Raw genomic sequence first — 19,007 nt, 5'->3', positions numbered from 1 at the left:
GCCTACAGGTCCGAGTGATCTGCAGGAGCGAGGCTTGCCCGCGAATCGATCGACCAAACGCTACAAATCCGACTCTTCGACCGCCCGCACCTTCGCCGCATCCAGCGCATACGCCGCGTCAGCCAGGTCGTTGTTGACCTTCTCGATCTTCAGCGTGCCTGTCACCCACAGCGGTGTGTAGATATCGTCCAGCTTCAGGCCTTTCGGATAACGCACCAGCACCAACTGGTTGGGCGGCGGTGGCGGCACGTGGATGCAGGCGCCCGGGTACGGCACCAGGAAAAACAGGGTGCTGCGACCCTTGGCGTCGGACTCCAGCGGCACCGGGTAACCCCCGATGCGAATGCTTTTGTCGTTCATCGACGGCACGGTTTTGGTCGAATACATCACCGCCGGCAAGCCCTTGCTCTGCTTCATGCCACCCTTAGAGGTAAAGGTGCCATCGCCTTCGGGGGTGTTGTGGTCGATTTCGGGCATGGCCTCGAGGGCTTTCTGGTCCGACTTGGGCATAAGTTCCAGCCAGTCGGTTTCCGGCAGTTCGCCGGCATGGGCAAGGCCCGAGCCCAGTAATAGGAAAGTCAGTAATAGACGGCGCATGGGGTGCTCGGCAAAAGGAAGGATGGTGCAATGGCGAGCATTCTAGCCCTCCCCGCGTGCGCCGCAGAGAGGGCTTTGTCGCTTTGAATCAGTTCTTTTTGATCAGGCCGTAGAGCACCAGCAACACAACGGCGCCAACCAGCGCACCGAGGAAGCCTGCGCCCTGGCCAGCCTGGTAAATGCCCAGAGCCTGGCCGCCGTAAGTGGCCGCCAGCGAACCGCCGATACCGAGCAGGATGGTCATGATCCAGCCCATGCTGTCATCGCCCGGTTTCAGGAACCGAGCCAGCAGGCCAACGATCAAGCCGATAAAGATGGTTCCGATAATTCCCATGGCATTTCCCTCTGATTAATTTGGTGAAGCAGGACACCTAGCCCAAGCCTAGTCAGACTTTGGCATCCTGCCATCAGAGAACGGCGGCCCCTGAAGGTTCCGCCGCTGCCACATGAAACTATTCGGCGATCAGCGCTTCGACCTTGAGGATCTGCGCCGCCAGCGTCTCGCGATCTGCGCAACGCAGATTGGCGTGACCGACCTTGCGCCCGACCTTGAACGCCTTGCCGTAGTGGTGCAAATGGCAGTCGTCGATGGCGATCACTTTCTCTACCGGCGGAACAACGCCGATGAAGTTGAGCATCGCGCTCTCACCGATCTTGGCCGTCGAGCCCAGCGGCAGACCGGCAACGGCCCGCAGGTGGTTTTCGAACTGGCTGCACTCGGCGCCTTCGGTGGTCCAGTGCCCGGAGTTGTGCACGCGCGGGGCGATTTCGTTGGCCTTGAGGCCGCCGTCGACTTCAAAGAACTCGAACGCCATCACGCCGACGTATTCCAACTGTTTAAGCACACGGCTGGAATAATCCTCAGCCAGGGCTTGCAGCGGGTGATCGGTGCTGGCCACGGACAGCTTGAGGATGCCGCTGTCGTGGGTGTTGTGAACCAGCGGATAGAATTTGGTTTCGCCATCGCGGGCACGCACAGCGATCAGCGAAACTTCGCCGGTGAACGGCACGAAGCCCTCCAGCAGGCAGGCCACGCTGCCGAGTTCGGCGAAGGTGCCAACCACGTCTTCCGGTTTGCGCAGGACTTTCTGGCCCTTGCCGTCGTAACCCAGGGTGCGGGTTTTCAGCACGGCCGGCAGGCCGATCGAAGCAACGGCGGCGTCCAGGTCAGCTTGCGACTGAATGTCGGCGAACGCCGGGGTGGGAATCCCCAGGTCCTTGAACATGCTCTTCTCGAACCAGCGATCACGGGCGATGCGCAGGGCTTCGGCGCTCGGGTAGACCGGGACGAACTGCGAGAGGAAGGCCACGGTTTCGGCCGGGACACTTTCGAACTCGAAGGTCACCAGATCGACTTCATCAGCCAGCTGACGCAGGTGATCCTGATCACCGTAATCGGCCCGCAAGTGTTCGCCCAACGCGGCTGCGCAAGCATCCGGTGCCGGGTCGAGGAAAGCGAAGTTCATGCCCAGCGGAGTGCCCGCCAGCGCCAACATGCGACCCAACTGGCCGCCACCGATTACACCGATTTTCATCGTCAACAACCTCAGGCGATGCGTGGGTCTGGATTGTCCAGGACGCTGTCTGTCTGCTCAGCACGGAAGGTTTTCAGCACCGCGTGGAATTGCGGGTGCTTGGCGCCGAGAATACTCGCCGACAGCAACGCGGCGTTGATCGCGCCCGCCTTGCCGATGGCCAGGGTGGCGACCGGAATGCCCGCGGGCATCTGCACGATCGACAGCAGCGAATCGACGCCCGACAGCATCGACGACTGCACCGGAACGCCCAGCACCGGCAGGTGGGTCTTGGCCGCACACATGCCTGGCAGGTGGGCCGCGCCACCGGCACCGGCGATGATCACCTCGATGCCACGCGCCTCGGCCTCTTCGGCGTACTGGAACAGCAGGTCCGGGGTGCGGTGGGCAGAGACCACTTTCACCTCGTAAGGGATGCCGAGCTTTTCCAGCATATCGGCGGTGTGGCTAAGGGTGGACCAATCGGACTTGGAGCCCATGATCACGCCAACCAGTGCACTCATCGTCGTGCCTCTTCTCTCTGGGCGCCCGCAGGCGCGTCAAAAACAACAAGCCACGCAGAAATGCGTGGCTTGATTGTACGAAAAATGGCCGGACGAACCGGCCGAAGGCCGCGCAGTATACCTCAATGAAGCAGATAAACAGCCCCCGGGACGACCATCTGTCATTCGGCGCAAAGTGCCGGTTTTATTGACTCGAAGGTCAGCCAAAAACAGCGTAAATCGATCGTTCCCACGCTCTGCGTGGTAACGCCTCCTGTGACGCTCTGCGTCACGCTTTTGGGGACGCGGAGCGTCCCGGGCTGCATTCCCACGCAGAGCGTGGGAACGATCAAGCGATCAATTAAGTGCCTTGCGCAGCGCCGCCTTCGAGCTTGCGCCACAGCAACCGCACATTCGCCTTGCGCACCAGCGCGCAGCGATACAAACGAATCTCCAGCGGCACATGCCATTGCGGGCCGCCGCACACTACCAACTCACCGCGAGCCAGTTCGGCGCGCACGCTCAGTTGCGGCACCCAGGCGATGCCCAGGCCTTCCAGCGCCATGCTTTTCAAGCTGTCGGCCATGGCGGTCTCATAAATGGTGGTGAAGCGCAGGGCGCGCTGGCGCAGCAGCAGGTTCACCGAACGGCCCAAAAACGCCCCGGCGCTGTAGGCCAGCAACGGCACACTGCCTTCGCCTTCCAGATCGAACAACGGTTTACCATCGGCATCGGCGGCACACACCGGCAGCATCTCGGTATGGCCCAGGTGCAACGACGGGAAAATCTCCGGGTCCATCTGCATGGCCGCGTCCGGGTCGTAGAACGCCAGCATCAAGTCACAGCCGCCCTCGCGAAGCGCATGCACCGCATCGCCGACGTTGGTCGCCACCAGACGCGTGGCAATGTTCAGACCTTCATTACGCAACTGCGCAATCCAGCGCGGAAAGAAGCCCAGCGCCAGGGAGTGAGCGGCCGCCACCTGCATCACTTCGCCCTGCCCGCCTTCCAGGTGATGAAGATGGCGCAGCACTTCACCCAACTGCTCGACCACCGTCCGCGCGGTCACCAGGAACAATTGCCCCGCCGCCGTCAGCTCGACCGGCGTGCGCGAGCGGTTGACCAGTTGCAACCCCAATGCGGCTTCCAAACTGCGGATCCGCCGGCTAAACGCAGGCTGAGTCACGAAACGGCGTTCCGCAGCCTGGGAGAAGCTGCGGGTGGCGGCCAGGGCACTAAAGTCCTCCAGCCATTTACTTTCCAGATTCATCACGTCCTCCCGGACACGCACCAAATTAGGTCACACGCTCGCCGCACACGCGGCGTCACATGGGCATTATGCCGAATGTGCATAGGCCAGCGCTTAACAGCATTGGCCCAAAATTCTCCACAAGCCTAGCATTTGCAGTGTTCCGGCACAGACCGGGTCCCTATCGAGATGATTTCTATCATGTCCTCCGCTGCATCTTTCCGCACAGAAAAAGACCTGCTTGGCGTACTCGAAGTACCTGCTCAAGCGTATTACGGCATCCAGACCCTGCGAGCGGTGAACAACTTCCGTCTCTCCGGCGTTCCGATTTCGCATTACCCGAAGCTGGTGGTCGGCCTTGCGATGGTCAAACAAGCCGCCGCTGACGCCAACCGCGAGCTGGGTCACCTGAGCGAAGCCAAGCACGCTGCCATCAGCGAAGCCTGTGCACGACTGATCCGCGGCGATTTCCACGAAGAGTTCGTGGTGGACATGATTCAAGGCGGCGCTGGCACTTCGACCAACATGAATGCCAACGAAGTCATCGCCAACATCGCGCTGGAGGCCATGGGTCACCAGAAGGGCGAATACCAATACCTGCACCCGAACAACGACGTGAACATGGCGCAGTCGACCAACGATGCTTACCCGACGGCGATCCGCCTCGGTCTGCTGTTGGGTCACGATGCGCTGCTGGCCAGCCTCGACAGCCTGATCCAGGCGTTCGCTGCCAAGGGTGTTGAATTCAGCCACGTATTGAAGATGGGCCGTACCCAACTGCAAGACGCCGTGCCGATGACCCTCGGCCAGGAATTCCGCGCTTTCGCCACCACACTGGGCGAAGACCTGGCCCGTCTGAAGACGCTGGCCCCGGAACTGCTGACTGAAGTGAACCTGGGCGGCACCGCGATCGGCACCGGCATCAACGCCGACCCGCGTTACCAGCACCTGGCCGTGCAGCGCCTGGCCCTGATCAGCGGTCAACCGCTGGTGCCAGCCGCCGACCTGATCGAAGCCACTTCCGACATGGGCGCCTTCGTGCTGTTCTCCGGCATGCTCAAGCGCACCGCGGTCAAGCTGTCGAAGATCTGCAACGACCTGCGCCTGCTGTCCAGCGGCCCACGTACCGGCATCAACGAAATCAACCTGCCGGCGCGTCAGCCAGGCAGCTCGATCATGCCCGGCAAGGTCAACCCGGTTATTCCGGAAGCAGTTAACCAGGTAGCGTTCCAGATCATCGGCAACGACCTGGCCCTGACCATCGCGGCCGAAGGCGGCCAGCTGCAACTGAACGTGATGGAGCCGCTGATCGCGTTCAAGATCTTCGACTCGATCCGCCTGCTGCAACGCGCCATGGACATGCTGCGCGAACACTGCATCGTCGGCATCACCGCCAACGAAGAGCGCTGCCGCGAACTGGTCGAGCACTCGATCGGTCTGGTTACCGCGCTGAACCCGTACATCGGCTATGAAAACGCCACCCGCATCGCCCGTATCGCCCTTGAAAGCGGCCGCGGTGTGCTGGAACTGGTGCGCGAAGAAGGCTTGCTCGACGACGAAATGCTCGCCGACATCCTGCGCCCGGAAAATATGATTGCTCCGCGTCTGGTCCCGCTTAAAGCTTGATCAAACGCTGCACACGCTCACCAGGTCGAGGGACTAGACACCTCTCACCTTTTGAGGGCTTGGGGATTCATTCCCCAAGCCCTTTTTTTTAACTATTTACAGGCCTGACCGTATAGATCGTGCCTGGATCGACTTCTGTAGGAGCAAGGCTTGCCCGCGATGGCGCCCGCAAAATCGCCATCGCGGGCAAGCCATGCTCCTACAAGAGAAAGGACCTCGTTTCGTCGCTTGCACCACAACCGTGCAGACGGACGGCACACTGATAGGTATAGTGCCGCCCCTCTTCGCGTGAGCGGTCGTCGGTAACGAGGCCCAAACCCATGCGAAACCCGAACTAATAACAAACCCGCGATATGGAACCGGGACGAATCCTCGCCTCACCTGTCATGCCTTGCGCAAACCGGTGTAACGCGATGTTTCTGCCTCTCCAGCATTTGCTTAAACAAAAAACAGCGAGGAATAATCCATGCTCGAAGTCATCAACGACTTCCTCTCAGGGAAAGTACTGATCGTGCTCATTGTCGGGCTCGGTAGCTACTTCACGATCCGCTCGCGTTTCGTTCAATTGCGCCACTTCTTCCACATGTTCGCGGTGTTCCGTGACAGCCTCAAAAGCAGCGCCGGGCAACTCAGCTCGTTCCAGGCCCTGATGCTCAGCCTCGCCGGCCGCGTCGGTGCAGGCAACATTGCCGGTGTCGGCATCGCCGTGACCCTCGGTGGGCCAGGTGCGGTGTTCTGGATGTGGGTGACCGCGCTGGTCGGCATGTCCAGCAGCTTCTTCGAATGCTCCCTCGGCCAGCTCTATAAGCGCTGCGATTCCGACGGCACTTATCGTGGCGGCCCGTCCTACTACATCCAGCACGGCCTGCAGAAACGCTGGTTGGGGATGATCATGGCGTTCCTGCTGCTGATCACCTTCGGCTTCGCCTTCAACGGTCTGCAATCCCACGCCGTGACTCACTCACTGCAAAACGCCTTCGGCTTCGACACCGCCTACTCCGGCCTGGCCCTGGCCCTGCTGCTAGGCCTGGTGTTCGTCGGTGGCATCAAGCGCATCGCCAAGGTCGCTGACCTGCTGGTGCCGGTGAAAACCCTGGTGTACATCGGCGTGACCCTCTACGTGATCGTGCTGCAATTCGACCACGTTCCAGCCATGCTGATGACCATCGTCAAAAGTGCCTTCGGTATGGACCAGGCCTTCGGCGGCCTGATCGGCAGCGCCATCGTCATGGGCGTGAAGCGTGGCGTGTTCGCCAACGAAGCGGGCCTGGGCAGTGCGCCAAACGTGGCCGCCGTGGCTTCGGTCGAGCACCCGGTGGCGCAAGGCGTGGTTCAGGCGTTCAGCGTGTTCCTCGACACCTTCGTGATCTGCACCTGCACCGCGTTGCTGATCCTGCTCTCGGGCTTCTACACCCCGGGCTTCGAAGGCGACGGCATTGCCCTGACCCAGAACTCCCTGGCGGCCGTGGTCGGAGACTGGGGCCGCATCTTCATTTCTGTGGCCCTGTCGTTGTTCGTGTTCACCTCGATCCTCTACAACTACTACCTGGGCGAGAGCAACCTGCGCTTCTTGATGGGCGCCAAGGACAGCCGCATGGCCGTGATCACCTACCGCGCTATTGTGCTGCTGCTGATCTCGTGGGGTGCCGTCGAAAACCTCAGCACCGTGTTCGCCTTCGCCGACATCACCATGACCATGCTCGCGTTCGTGAACCTGATCGCGCTGTTCCTGCTGTTCAAGGTCGGCATGCGCATCCTGCGTGACTACGATGACCAGCGTTCTGCCGGCATCAAGACGCCAGTGTTCGATTCGAGCAAGTTCCCGGATCTGGACCTGGACCTGCAAGCCTGGCCCGCCAACCCACCAGCTGCTGCGCCAAAAGCAGCCGTTGAGCCGCAAGGCGTACCCGCAGCGCAACGCTGATCGGTAAAAAACCGGGCGCCTCCCCTGCGCCCGACGTGACACAACGTACGACCGGCGTCATGCTCGGTCGTATGTTGTTTTCGCTTTCGGAGAACCTCCCCATGAATGCCTCGACCTACCCTGCCGCCCAGCACGTCATGGTGCTCTACACCGGCGGCACCATCGGCATGCAAGCCAGCGCCCACGGCCTGGCCCCGGCATCCGGTTTCGAAGTGCGGATGCGCGACTACCTGCACAGCCAGCCTGAACTGGTGGTGCCGCAGTGGCGCTTTCGCGAGATGAGCCCGCTGATCGACAGCGCCAACATGACCCCGGCCTATTGGCAGCAACTGCGCGAAGCGGTGGTCGATGCCGTGGATGTCCAGGGCTGCGACAGCGTGTTGATCCTGCACGGCACCGACACCCTGGCCTACAGCGCCGCGGCCATGAGCTTTCAATTGCTCGGCTTACACGCTCGCGTCTGTTTCACCGGCTCAATGCTGCCGGCCGGCGTGACCGACAGCGATGCCTGGGAAAACCTCAGCGGCGCGCTGGTTGCCCTCGGCCATGGCCTGGCGCCCGGCGTGCACCTGTACTTCCACGGCGAACTGCTGGACCCGACCCGTTGCGCGAAGGTGCGCAGTTTTGGGCGTCATCCGTTCAAGCGGCTTGAGCGTCAGGGTGGCGGCGTGAAGGCGTCGTCCCTGCCGGCGCCGCTGAACTACAGCCAGCCCAAGCAACTGGCGAACGTCGCGGTATTGCCGTTGTTCCCAGGCATCAGCGCCGACGTGCTGAACGGTCTGCTCGACAGCGGCATAAAAGGTATGGTCCTGGAATGCTACGGCAGCGGCACCGGGCCAAGCGACAACCCTGCGTTTCTCGCCAGCCTGGAACGGGCGCGGGACAACGGCGTGGTGGTGGTTGCGGTCACGCAATGCCATGAAGGCGGGGTCGAGCTGGATGTCTATGAGGCGGGCAGTCGCCTGCGCGGTGTCGGCGTGCTTTCGGGCGGCGGCATGACCCGTGAAGCGGCGTTCGGCAAGCTCCATGCGCTGCTCGGCGCCGACCTGGATAACGCCGACGTGCGACGCCTGGTCGAACTGGATCTGTGTGGTGAGTTGAGCTGATCCACCGCGATTTGCCGGCGCCCGCGATGTTGCAGGAGCCGGCTAGCCGCGAGGCTTACTTCTTGACCTGATAATCCTGGCCCCACACACGCACCGTGGTGGACGTCTCGATCGGCCCTTCAAACGTGAATTTCTGCCGTATCGCCGCTTTGGGCGGAACGGTGACCTCATCAGGGTTATCCAGGCTGGCGGTCAGTCCGTTGGCGTAACCGTCCTGATCGATCGCCAGCAAGGCGCCGGTCTGCTTGAGGTTGATCAAGCGCAGTTGGCTGTCGCTGCTGTTCTTGAAGCCCAGGGTGACATTGAACGTGTCGCCGACGGCCTCGGTCTTCAGCACCTGCACATCGACGCGGTCCTTCATTTGCTCGCGAGAGGAAATGATCGAAGCACCGTCAACGCCCTGTGCCGACTGGCGCCCGTCGAGCACCCCTTCACTGACCCCGCCCAACAGGTTCTTGCCGGCCGAAATCGCCGACGAGACCGCGGCCTTGGCCGAATCCTTGATGCTGCTGCCGTCGGCCGGCTCGCCTTCGGCAAAGCACAACGAGCTGAGCAACAGGCTGGAGGCCAGGAGCATGGAGCGCGATGGAGTGAATGTCATACCTAGTCCCTTATGGTTGTGTGCCACGCCACCCGAGGGTGAATGGCAGGCAGGTTGCACCAATCGGCAATCGGCGGCAAGCAGGCGCCAGCCATAACGGCATGCAACTTGCTCCCTTCCGGCAGACCTCATGGACGGAAGCTCCCATGCTCCATTCCCACCTCACCACCCTCAACGCCGTCTCCCTGGTGCTCAACACCTTCAAGGCCGAAGGCCTGTCCAGCGAGGCATTACTCGCGGGAAGCGGCATCAGTGCGGCGGATCTGAGCCGGGCGGACACGCGCATCACCACTAATCAGGAGATGCAGGTCTGCGCCAATGCGGTCGCGCTCAAGCATGACATCGGCCTGGAATTGGGCCGACGAATGCACGTTTCGTCCTACGGCATGCTCGGGTACGCCTTACTCACCAGTGCCACTTTAGGTGACGCCTTGCGGCTGGCTCTGCACTATCCGGCGCTATTAGGAACTCTGTTCGAGTTGAGCTTGGAAGAGGATAACGAACGCATCTGGCTCACCGCTGGCGACTATCGGGAAAACCCTGCGCTGGCGCCATTCAATGTCGAGTTTTGCCTGGTCTCGATGAAGGTCACCTGCGAAGACCTGCTCGGCCATCCGTTACCACTGCTTGGCGCTCGTTTCGAATACCCGGCGCCGACCTATCAGGCCCGGTACGCCGAACGTTTCGACTGCCCGCTGCAGTTCGATGCGACGTCAAACTCCTTTGCCTTCGATAAAGCCTGGCTGGAGCAGCCCCTGCCGCTGGCCGACGCCATCACCCACCAAGCCATGGCCGAACGTTGCCGCAAGCAGAACACCGAGTTCACCGGGCGTCAGGCGTGGCTGGGGCGGATTCGCCAGTTGCTCCGTGCGCAGTTGAATGCGGCGCCGGGGCTTGAGGGGTTGGCGGAGCAGATGAATTGTTCGGCGCGGACTTTGCGCCGGCACCTAAAGGATCTGGGCTGCAGTTATCAGGAACTGCTCGATGAGCTGCGGTTTGAACAGGCCAAGCAAATGCTCTGCGAGGATCATCTGCCGATCTATCGGATTGCCGAAGCGCTGGGGTTTAGCGAGACCGCGAGTTTCCGCCATGCGTTTGTGCGCTGGAGTGGTGTGGCGCCCAGCCAATACCGACCACACTGATTCCCCTTGTGCAGATGATCGTTCCCACGCTCCCGCGTGGGAATGCCTCTTGGGACGCTCCGCGTCCCGGTGACGCGGAGCGTCACGGGCTGCATTCCCACGCAGAGCGTGGGAACGATCAAGGGGTGCGCGCCCAACCCTGGGGCATCGCCGCGCCAATAAGGGGCGAATTTCGGTCAAATCTTTTGGCCATATCGATCCCCTTTTGGCCTTTCCTGCCGTTCTCCCAAACGCCGCGCCCCGCAAGACTGTGTTCAACCGAATCAGCCTGCGGAGAACAAGAAAATGCTGACGATCTACTCGGACGATCACCACCTGCACCACGGCCGTTGTGAATTGATGGACGGGCAACTGATGCCCTGCTTCGAAATGCCGTCCCGTGCCGATCACGTTCTACAGCGCGTGCAAGACCGCGACCTCGGCCCGGTGGAAGCGCCACAGGATTTCGGCCTCGAGCCGATTGCCCGCATCCACAGCCGCGACTACCTCGATTTCTTCAAAGGCGCCTGGGCCCGTTGGACCGAGTTCAATACCGACGGCGACTTGCTGCCCTACACCTGGCCGGCCCGCACCCTGCGGCGGATCATGCCCACCAGCCTGCACGGCCAACTCGGCTATTACAGCTTCGACGGCGGCGCGCCGATCACCGCCGGCACTTGGCAAGCGGCGTACAGCGCAGCGCAAGTGGCATTGACCGCCCAAGCCGCGATCCAGCGTGGCGCCCGCAGTGCTTTCGCGTTGTGCCGGCCACCGGGACACCACGCCGCCAGTGACTTGATGGGCGGCTATTGCTACCTCAACAACGCCGCCATCGCCGCCCAGGCTTTCCTCGATCAGGGCCATAAAAAGGTCGCGATCCTCGACGTCGATTACCACCACGGCAACGGCACCCAATCGATTTTCTACGAGCGCAGCGACGTGCTGTTCACCTCGATCCACGGCCACCCGGAAGCCGAATTCCCGTTCTTCCTCGGCTACGAAGACGAACTCGGTGAAGGCGCCGGTGAAGGTTTCAACTTCAACTACCCGTTGCCCGCCGGTTCCGGCTGGGACACCTGGAGCGCCGCGCTGGATCAGGCCTGCCGGGAAACCGAGAAGTACGGCGCCGACATCGTCGTCGTGTCCCTGGGCGTCGATACGTTCAAGGACGATCCGATCTCCCAATTCAAGCTCGACAGCCCGGATTACCTGGCCATGGGCGAACGCATTGCCAAGCTCGGCAAGCCGACGCTGTTCGTGATGGAAGGCGGTTACGCGGTAGAGGAAATCGGCATCAACGCCGTGAACGTTCTCGAAGGTTTTGAAAGCGCCCAATGAGGAATTAGAACAATGAACAGACTCAAGCGTTTTATCGCTCCAGCGCTGTGCGCGACGGTGCTCAGTGGCGCCGCGCACGCCGAAGAACGAACGTTGCGCGTCTACAACTGGTTCGACTACATCACCCCCAAAGCCCTGGAAGACTTCAAGGCCCAGAACACCCAGACCAAACTGGTCTACGACATCTTCGACACCAACGAAGCGCTGGAAGCGAAGCTGCTGACCGGTAACTCCGGTTATGACGTGGTGGTGCCGTCCAACGTGTTCCTCGCCAAGCAGATCGAAGCCGGGGTGTTCCAGCCGCTGGATCGCAGCAAGTTGCCGAACTGGAATCACCTCGATCCCAAGTTGATGAAGCTGATCGAGGCCAACGACCCGGGCAACAAATTCGCCGTGCCCTACATGTACGGCACCATCCTGATCGGCTTCAACCCGGACAAGGTCAAGGCTGCGCTGGGCGCCGACGCGCCGGTGGACAGTTGGGACCTGATCTTCAAGGAAGAGAACATCAGCAAGCTCAAGCAGTGCGGCGTCGCGCTGCTCGACTCGCCGTCGGAGATCCTGCCGCTGGCCCTGCAACACCTCGGCCTGGACCCCAACAGCAAAAAGCCTGCGGACTACGACAAGGCTGAAGCGCTGCTGATGAAGATCCGGCCGTACGTCACCTACTTCCATTCTTCCAAGTACATGGCCGACATCGCCAACGGTGACATCTGCGTCGCGGTCGGTTATTCCGGCAGCTTCTCCCAGGCCGCCAACCGCGCCAAAGAAGCCAAGAACGGTGTGGTCGTCGACATGCGCCTGCCCAAAGAAGGCGCGCCGATCTGGTTCGACATGCTCGCCATTCCTAAAGGCGCGAAGAACACGGAAGACGCCTACACCTTCATCAACTACCTGCTGCAACCGCAAGTGATCGCGCCGGTCAGCGATTTCGTTGGCTACCCGAACCCGAACAAAGACGCCACGGAGTTGGTCGACCCGGCCATCCGCAACAACCCGAACCTATACCCGACCGAGTCGGCAATGAGCACGCTCTACACCCTGCAACCGCTGCCTCGCGATGCCGAACGCGCACGGACCCGGGCCTGGACCAAGATCAAGTCCGGGACCTGATTGCGACGTCCCGCCCTGTCAAAGACCCGCCGAGTGCGGGTTTTTTAATGTGCGGTAAATAATTACCACCTTGTCGAATGTCGGTTTTTTTATCTTCCGGGGTACCAGGGACGGTGACCTCCTCCGCCCGACCGGAAGGAACCGCCCATGATGATCGACCCTACGCCAGCACTACAAAATACCGGCCACCTGCTTCAGGAAAAAAGCAGTCTGATCATCCAGACCAGCCTCGGCCCCAGTCTCAGTGAAGTGGCCGCGAAGGTGTTGCGCGAGGCGTTGAAACAGCAGTATCCGGAACTGAACATCGATCCGGACGAGACCTTGATCGTCACGCCCCAATGGAAGTGGCAGGGCGAATCACTGGTCAGCGCCCACCCGCACGTCGAGATACTGACCCAGGCACTGGTGCGTCAGGGGCAATTCGGCAGCGTGGCGAATTTCATTGAGGCCGAACACTTTCTGACGTCCGCGCCCCTGAGCCAATCGCCGTTGCACCTGGCCGTCAGCGTCGAGGATATCGCCGCCACACTGAATAACTTCGCCCCGCTGTTGTTTATCGAATTCCAACAGCAGCAACTGGATTTCTGGAATGAGACGGTCGAGGGCAAACCGCGCTGGCACGAGCTGAGCGACACACTGAAAAAAGCGCTGGATATCCGCCAAGTCAAAGGCTGGGATACCGATCAATGCGCAGTGGCCCGTGCCGTCTCCCAGCATCCGGACAAGACTGAGCGAGCGAAAAACAATCTGGAGATTCCCGGCATCCAGGCCTGCCTGATCGATATCGACTACAACGAAACCAGCAACACCCGCCACCTCCTGCTGGGCGGCGCGATTGTCATGAAGGCGACCTACAAGCAACGCGACATCCTGTTGCTCTACACCATCGAGGACGGCTATGAAGCCTTCGACTCCATGGATCGGCTCGGCGCCTCGTTGCCCCGGCGGATCGACATGGAGCCCACCGGACAATCGCTGCAATGGCGACTATACGAGCCCGACGGCAATATTTTCGATCACATGGCCGGGGCATTGATTGGCGGCCAGATGGAGGCCATCGCCGCGATCAGACCCTTATCCCCGCTACCGCCCCTACCCTTTGTCCCGGCGCCTTCTGGCAGTGGTGCCGGGCACTTCAGCGCCGAAGAACAACGCCACGTCGACGACCTGGAAACGGCCATTCCCGAGTGGCTGGCAAATGCGTCGGCCACCGACTTGCTGGACTATGGCAGCTACCTGTCCAGCCAGGGCCGACTGCGCAATGCGTCCGGGCTCAACGATATTCCACTGATCGGCCAGTACGCCCAGGACAAGATGATCGAAGCCATCATCGCCGATAAAAACCTGCAAGGCGCCACGCTATTGCCACTCCCAGAACTGCGCATCACCATCACCAACAGCTTTACGGTCGGCGCCTTCACCCTGCCCAACCCCCACGACCAACACCGCGAAACCCTCGGTGAGTTCGCCCTGCAAAATACGCCACCCTACAAAGCTGAACTGAATTTCACGAACCGGGAAAGATGCCCCGATTGGCTGACCGTCGAGTACCTGACCCGCATGGCGGAACAGGTCAACGTCGGCAAGACCTACCCGGAACTGCTGCGAAAAAAACTGATCGATAATGCCGACCAGGCCAGGCTGCAGAAAAAGCGCTACGTCGAGCTGCTGCCGGACCTGCTCAGGCTCAAGGCGCTGGAATGCAAACTGCGCCATGAAGGTGGTGTCGATGACACAGGCTATCGCTACGTTTGCGAACTCATGCGCGTCGCCCTCGGCAAGCGGCGCAAGCATTCGCTCACCATCGTCATTCGCCCGCTGACCTTTGTTCCCCGGCATCGGCTGCTCTCGGGCGGCGACACCGTGGCCAACATGTTCATCATCGGCCCGCGCCAACAACGTCAGGGACCGTGCCTGTTGTATCGTCCGGCACTCGAACAGCCGTTGCTGCAATTCGCCTCGGTGCAAAACATGATGTACGCCATGCACCAGCCCGGCGAATTGCGTGACTCGGTGTTGGCCTGGCTGCCGACGCCCACCCTCAGTTTCGAGTATTCCCAATACGTCTTTCCGGTGGGTTTGCCGTCGCCCTGGCTGGCGGTGGAGTCGGGTATCGAACTGTTGCTCAATCACGACTTGAGCGGCCCCATCGGCCTCGGCCAGCAAGAGATCACCGATGACCTGTTGGCCACGCTGTTTACCAGCAACGCCAATACCCTGGTGCAGAAAGCCGAGCGCCAGTCCCTGTCCAATGGCGAGCGGCGCTGGGCGTTGCTGCGTGACAGTGGCTGGGCGATTTTCAATGCGGCCTCGACGTTTTTGAGCGGGCCGGTGGGGACCGCGGCCTGGGTCTGGCAATCCATCGCCGACCTGCAGCAGGGCCTGGATGCTCATGAACGCGGCGACAGCCTGGTGCAATGGACGTCCCTGGGTGATGTGTTGATGACGCTGGGCATGGTGCTGATCCACCGGGCGGGTCAGCGGCGTAAAACCGCAGAGACCGAGTCCTTGCCCGGGACACGCGACACGGCTCACGCCAGCGACGTCCCACCGCGTCCAGTGCCTGTGCCTACCACCATAAGCCTGTCTGCCGAACCGGTCTTCGGCGAGCTGCCTGCCGAACATGCCACGGCGCTGGAAACCGCCGAATCCTTGCCCCGTCGAACCCCTTCGTCACTGGGTATGTACCTGGACAGCGTCAAGGTGAGCGCGCCGGACCTGACCAGCAAAAACCTGAACACCCTCAACGTCACCCCGCCGCACCTGTATCAACTCGATGACAAACAGTACGCCCAAGTGGGTAACCGTTGGTTTGAGGTACTGATCGATGAAGATGAACACGTGCAGATCTTCAACCCGGACAGCCCCTCTCGCAGTGGGCCGTTATTGACCTCCGATACCCGCGGTCACTGGATCGTCGACCTACGCCTGCGATTGCGCGGCGGCGGGCCGAAGCGCCGTTTGAAAGCGCTGCAGCAACAAAAGGAAGTGCGCAGGGATGCACTGCAGCAACTGATTCAAGCGTTCAAACTGCAGGAGAACATCATCAAGGAAGAGGTCACGCGGCTGCACAACGAACTGGTACAAAGCACCGGTGATCGCTTCGAACAGCACTGCAAAGTGTTCACCGACAAACTCGAAGCGTTGATCAAAAACCACCTTGAAGTCATCGAACACCTGAACGAGTGGCGCACGCTGGGCGGCACACTCGGGTACACCTATGACTTGCTGCGTCTGACCACGTTGCTGGAAAAATACCTGTCGTACTGGCTCACGGTAAAAACCAACCAATACACGCAAGCCATTGCCCCCTTCGCAGGAGAAGGCAGCATCAACACGGCCACTGCTGTGGGTGAAAATGTGGCGTCCCTGCAAACGGCCAGTGACCTCAGCGACACCATCGTCGAGCGGATGGACCAGGCTCAAACGTCCCTGGAACGCCTCAATGTCCTGGGTCGGGCGGGACGCATCGAGACTCGACGCCTCGCCAAACTGTTGCCTCGGCTCACGGTTCAAGACTTCAAGGCCAACCAGATCGGCATGTCTTACGAGTTGTGCGTCCAAGAGCAGGCCTCAGCGCAGATGCCACAGGCGCGGGCGGCGGTCGCGGGCATCGTCATCGATGCCGCCGACGCCAGTCATAAACTCACCGACCTGATGAAACAGCTGCAGGTCACCGAGACGACCGACCAGCGCATCGCAACGTATTCGGATTTGACTGACACCTATGCCGACACCCTCCAGCGGATTGAAGACTTGCCAGCTCGCTATCCCGGAATGACTCATCCGCAAGCACTGGAACGCCTGGCGACACTCATCAAGGAATTTCAGGCGCTGGCCCGGGAGCGACTCGATGCACTGCTGCCCGAGAGAGAAGAAAACCTGTCACAGCAAACGCCGGAACCGGCTATCGCCGGGCCATCGCGCCCACAGATCAAAGTGACCAAGACTCGCCCGCGAGAACCAGCGGCGGACAGCGAACAAAAGACTGAAGAGCAGGCCTTCAAGAAACTGCAGCCCGTAAGTGAAGGCGCAGGCAAAGCGGCGATGGACGACATCGACGTCATTGACGAAGGCCTGACACTCAGTATCGACGTGAATGATTTCATTACCCGCACCCGCAAAGATGCGCAACGTCCCAGCCGTATTCCGGCGGACATGCAGCATTTGTTTGATCAACAGGCACAGAAACTCGAGAACGCAGCAGCCAGCGTCGACAAAGCCATGAACAACATTCGCGCCGCCCAGGGCAGCCCGCCGCCAGTGGCCCGATTGAGCCAGGAGTTGCGCGAGGCCGTCATCCTGCTGCGTGTCACGGGCGTCAGCGTGCGCGCGGCCATGCTCAAGAAGCGCAAACCCCGGCAGGAATATTTCCAGTGGTTGTACAAGCAGGATCAACTCAAGGTTGTGCGCAATGATCTGGGGCGTCTCAAAACCCGACAACGCGCGGACTACTTCCAGGAGTACCGGATACTCGACGCTACGGATAACGATCAGGACCTGTGGGTGGCGCACTTCCACTATCCGGCTCCCGACAGTCCCGCAGACCAACCCACGGCAGCCCATCTGAAAGTGGCGGATAAATACCTGGACAGACTGGAACCGGACCTTCGGCAGACATTGGCGGCCATCGAGCCAATCGACTATGTGTTTCGCCGCATCAGCGACCCGGCGACGCGCGACGTGTTTCTTGCGCTGGAACCCACGCTCCCCTAGGCATTCCAGGCCTGGCGCAAACGCATCAGGGCCGATTCGATATCGGCCTCTGGAACAGCGGCAAACCCCAGCACCAATCCGGCACGCTGATCCGCTGGGCGGGTCGTGTCCGGCAGCCAATAGCTGCTCAAGGCGTTGATCTCGACGCCCACCGCTTCGGCTTGCGCTACCAGTTCGCGTTCGCGGGCCACACTCTCGACCGACACCGTCAAATGCAGCCCCGCCGCCACACTGGGCAGGCTGCCGACGCCGGGAATATCCTTCGGCCAACCAGCCAGCAACGCATTGCGTCGGCTGAGTGCCGCACGGCGCATCCGCCGGATGTGGCGCTGAAAATGCCCGGCGGCCATGAACTCGGCCATCACTGCCTGGGTGCTGACTTCCGAATGCCGTACGTCCACGGCGCGACGGCGGGCGAAGGCGTCCACCAGCCCGGGCGGCAATACCAGATAACCGAGGCGCAATGCCGGAAAAGCGACCTTGCCGAACGTCCCGACATACAACACCCGTCCCTGCCGATCCAGCGCGGCCAACGGTGCCAGCGGCGCACCGCTGTAACGGTATTCGCCATCGTAGTCGTCTTCGACGATCCAGCCTTGGGTGCGCTCGGCCCACGCCAACAATTCAAGGCGCCGCGCCAGGCTCATCACCACTCCGGTCGGGTATTGATGCGACGGGGTCACGTAAGCCAGTCGGCAATCGCTCAGCCCTTCCAGTTCGGTGCAATTGATCCCTTCGCTGTCCACCGATACGCCGTGCAGTCGGCCCCCGGCCACGGCGAATGCATGACCCGCCGCGCGATACCCCGGATTCTCAATCGCCACCCCGTCGCCGGGCTCCACCAGCAGCTGTGCACAAAGGCTGATTCCCTGCTGCGCGCCGCTGGTGATCACAATTTGCTCAGCCGTGCACTGCATTCCGCGAGAACTGCGCAAATACGCAGCAATCATCCCGCGCAAGCGCGCATCGCCAGCCGGATCGCCGTAACACAACTGCTGCAAATCCGGTTTGCGCCAGAAAGCCGCGTTCAGCTTGGCCCAAACCTCGAACGGAAACAGATCGAAGGCCGGCACGCCCACCCGAAAAGCCTTGGGCGGACCACTCGGCGGCAAGGCCAAATGGTTCTTTTCAACCCGCTCCAAAGCGCCGCTGTGGATAACTTTACTGGATGAAATCACAGGTAAATCCAGCCAATTTGTGGATAAGGCTGTGGGTAACCCTGTTGATATCCCTGTGGATAGTTTTGTGGATAGTTTTTTTGCCGGCAGCGCGGTTTGCGGCAGTTGCGCGACGTATGTGCCGTCGCCAACCCGTCCTTCAATAAAGCCTTCGGCGTATAGCTGATCGTAGGCGCGGACCACGCTGTTGCGGGAGATCGATAACGCTGCCGCCAGGTCGCGACTGGCCGGTAATCGAGTGCCGCTGGCCAATCGTCCGTCGAGTACCCGCACCCGCAATGCCTGGTAGAGCTGACGGCTCAACCCCTGGCGGCGATCAAGTTCGATGCCGGCCGGGTTGAAGGACAGGGACAGCGGAGCTTCAGTCATCGCAATGGACCTATGAAATTGGTCGGTAATGGCTCTTACAACAGACCAATAG

Annotated in this window: 14 protein-coding genes; 7 read left to right on the top strand and 7 right to left on the bottom strand. The window is 61.1% G+C overall.

What is annotated here, in order from left to right; translation table 11 throughout:
* Window positions 1-60 precede the first annotated feature (60 nt).
* The 5 genes from HKK53_RS21055 to HKK53_RS21035 form a co-directional block, all read right to left on the bottom strand.
* A complete protein-coding gene (locus HKK53_RS21055; RefSeq protein ID WP_169372426.1) occupies window positions 61-597 on the bottom strand; it encodes a DUF3299 domain-containing protein in 537 nt (178 codons plus the stop codon).
* An 88-nt stretch (window positions 598-685) separates the two neighbouring features.
* Complete coding sequence (locus HKK53_RS21050) at window positions 686-931, bottom strand: GlsB/YeaQ/YmgE family stress response membrane protein (RefSeq protein WP_149659419.1); 246 nt, start codon at window positions 929-931, stop codon at window positions 686-688.
* 118 nt (window positions 932-1,049) lie between these two features.
* Complete coding sequence (locus tag HKK53_RS21045; RefSeq protein ID WP_169372425.1) at window positions 1,050-2,132, bottom strand: 5-(carboxyamino)imidazole ribonucleotide synthase; 1,083 nt, start codon at window positions 2,130-2,132, stop codon at window positions 1,050-1,052.
* 11 nt (window positions 2,133-2,143) lie between these two features.
* Window positions 2,144-2,635: a 5-(carboxyamino)imidazole ribonucleotide mutase gene (gene purE, locus HKK53_RS21040; protein ID WP_019694319.1), complete on the bottom strand. Its 492-nt coding sequence runs from the start codon at window positions 2,633-2,635 to the stop codon at window positions 2,144-2,146.
* Window positions 2,636-2,975: 340 nt separating this feature from the next.
* Complete coding sequence (locus HKK53_RS21035; RefSeq protein ID WP_169372424.1) at window positions 2,976-3,884, bottom strand: LysR substrate-binding domain-containing protein; 909 nt, start codon at window positions 3,882-3,884, stop codon at window positions 2,976-2,978.
* A gap of 180 nt (window positions 3,885-4,064) precedes the next feature.
* On the opposite strand from HKK53_RS21035, the gene aspA reads away from it, so the two are divergent.
* The 3 genes from aspA (at window position 4,065) to HKK53_RS21020 (ending at window position 8,519) form a co-directional block, all read left to right on the top strand.
* Window positions 4,065-5,489 carry an aspartate ammonia-lyase gene (gene aspA / locus HKK53_RS21030; RefSeq protein ID WP_133835321.1) on the top strand — a complete coding sequence of 475 codons (1,425 nt, stop codon included), beginning with the start codon at window positions 4,065-4,067 and terminating at the stop codon, window positions 5,487-5,489.
* Window positions 5,490-5,955: 466 nt separating this feature from the next.
* Window positions 5,956-7,413, top strand: a complete 1,458-nt coding sequence (locus HKK53_RS21025) for an alanine/glycine:cation symporter family protein (RefSeq protein WP_169372423.1) — start codon at window positions 5,956-5,958, stop codon at window positions 7,411-7,413.
* A 101-nt stretch (window positions 7,414-7,514) separates the two neighbouring features.
* Window positions 7,515-8,519 carry an asparaginase gene (locus tag HKK53_RS21020; protein WP_169372422.1) on the top strand — a complete coding sequence of 335 codons (1,005 nt, stop codon included), beginning with the start codon at window positions 7,515-7,517 and terminating at the stop codon, window positions 8,517-8,519.
* Window positions 8,520-8,574: 55 nt separating this feature from the next.
* Here the strand turns inward: HKK53_RS21020 and HKK53_RS21015 are convergent, their stop codons facing one another.
* Window positions 8,575-9,120, bottom strand: coding sequence for a hypothetical protein (locus HKK53_RS21015; RefSeq protein WP_101208123.1), 546 nt, complete (start codon window positions 9,118-9,120; stop codon window positions 8,575-8,577).
* Between the two features lie 146 nt (window positions 9,121-9,266).
* Here HKK53_RS21015 and HKK53_RS21010 point away from each other — a divergent pair, with 146 nt between their 5' ends.
* The 4 genes from HKK53_RS21010 to HKK53_RS20995 all read left to right on the top strand — a co-directional run bounded on the left by HKK53_RS21010 (window position 9,267) and on the right by HKK53_RS20995 (window position 17,408).
* Window positions 9,267-10,262 carry an AraC family transcriptional regulator gene (locus tag HKK53_RS21010; RefSeq protein WP_169372421.1) on the top strand — a complete coding sequence of 332 codons (996 nt, stop codon included), beginning with the start codon at window positions 9,267-9,269 and terminating at the stop codon, window positions 10,260-10,262.
* 285 nt (window positions 10,263-10,547) lie between these two features.
* Entirely contained in the window at window positions 10,548-11,579 is a 1,032-nt protein-coding gene (locus HKK53_RS21005; protein ID WP_169372420.1) for a histone deacetylase family protein, read from the top strand.
* 12 nt (window positions 11,580-11,591) lie between these two features.
* The gene (locus tag HKK53_RS21000; protein WP_169372419.1) at window positions 11,592-12,692 is read left to right on the top strand and encodes a polyamine ABC transporter substrate-binding protein; all 1,101 of its coding nucleotides are present in this window, start codon (window positions 11,592-11,594) and stop codon (window positions 12,690-12,692) included.
* Window positions 12,693-12,839: 147 nt separating this feature from the next.
* Window positions 12,840-17,408 (top strand): dermonecrotic toxin domain-containing protein, encoded by a 4,569-nt coding sequence (locus HKK53_RS20995; protein WP_169372418.1) that lies wholly within the window; start codon window positions 12,840-12,842, stop codon window positions 17,406-17,408.
* On the opposite strand, the gene pdxR is transcribed toward HKK53_RS20995, so the two are convergent.
* Entirely contained in the window at window positions 17,405-18,955 is a 1,551-nt protein-coding gene (gene pdxR, locus HKK53_RS20990) for a MocR-like pyridoxine biosynthesis transcription factor PdxR (RefSeq protein WP_169372417.1), read from the bottom strand. The genes HKK53_RS20995 and pdxR overlap by 4 nt on opposite strands.
* Window positions 18,956-19,007 lie beyond the last annotated feature (52 nt).

Source organism: Pseudomonas sp. ADAK7 (assembly GCF_012935675.1).
In the GTDB taxonomy this organism is placed as follows: domain Bacteria; phylum Pseudomonadota; class Gammaproteobacteria; order Pseudomonadales; family Pseudomonadaceae; genus Aquipseudomonas.
Note: the sequence above shows the minus strand (reverse complement) of the source record. Positions and strands in the feature narration are given on the sequence as shown.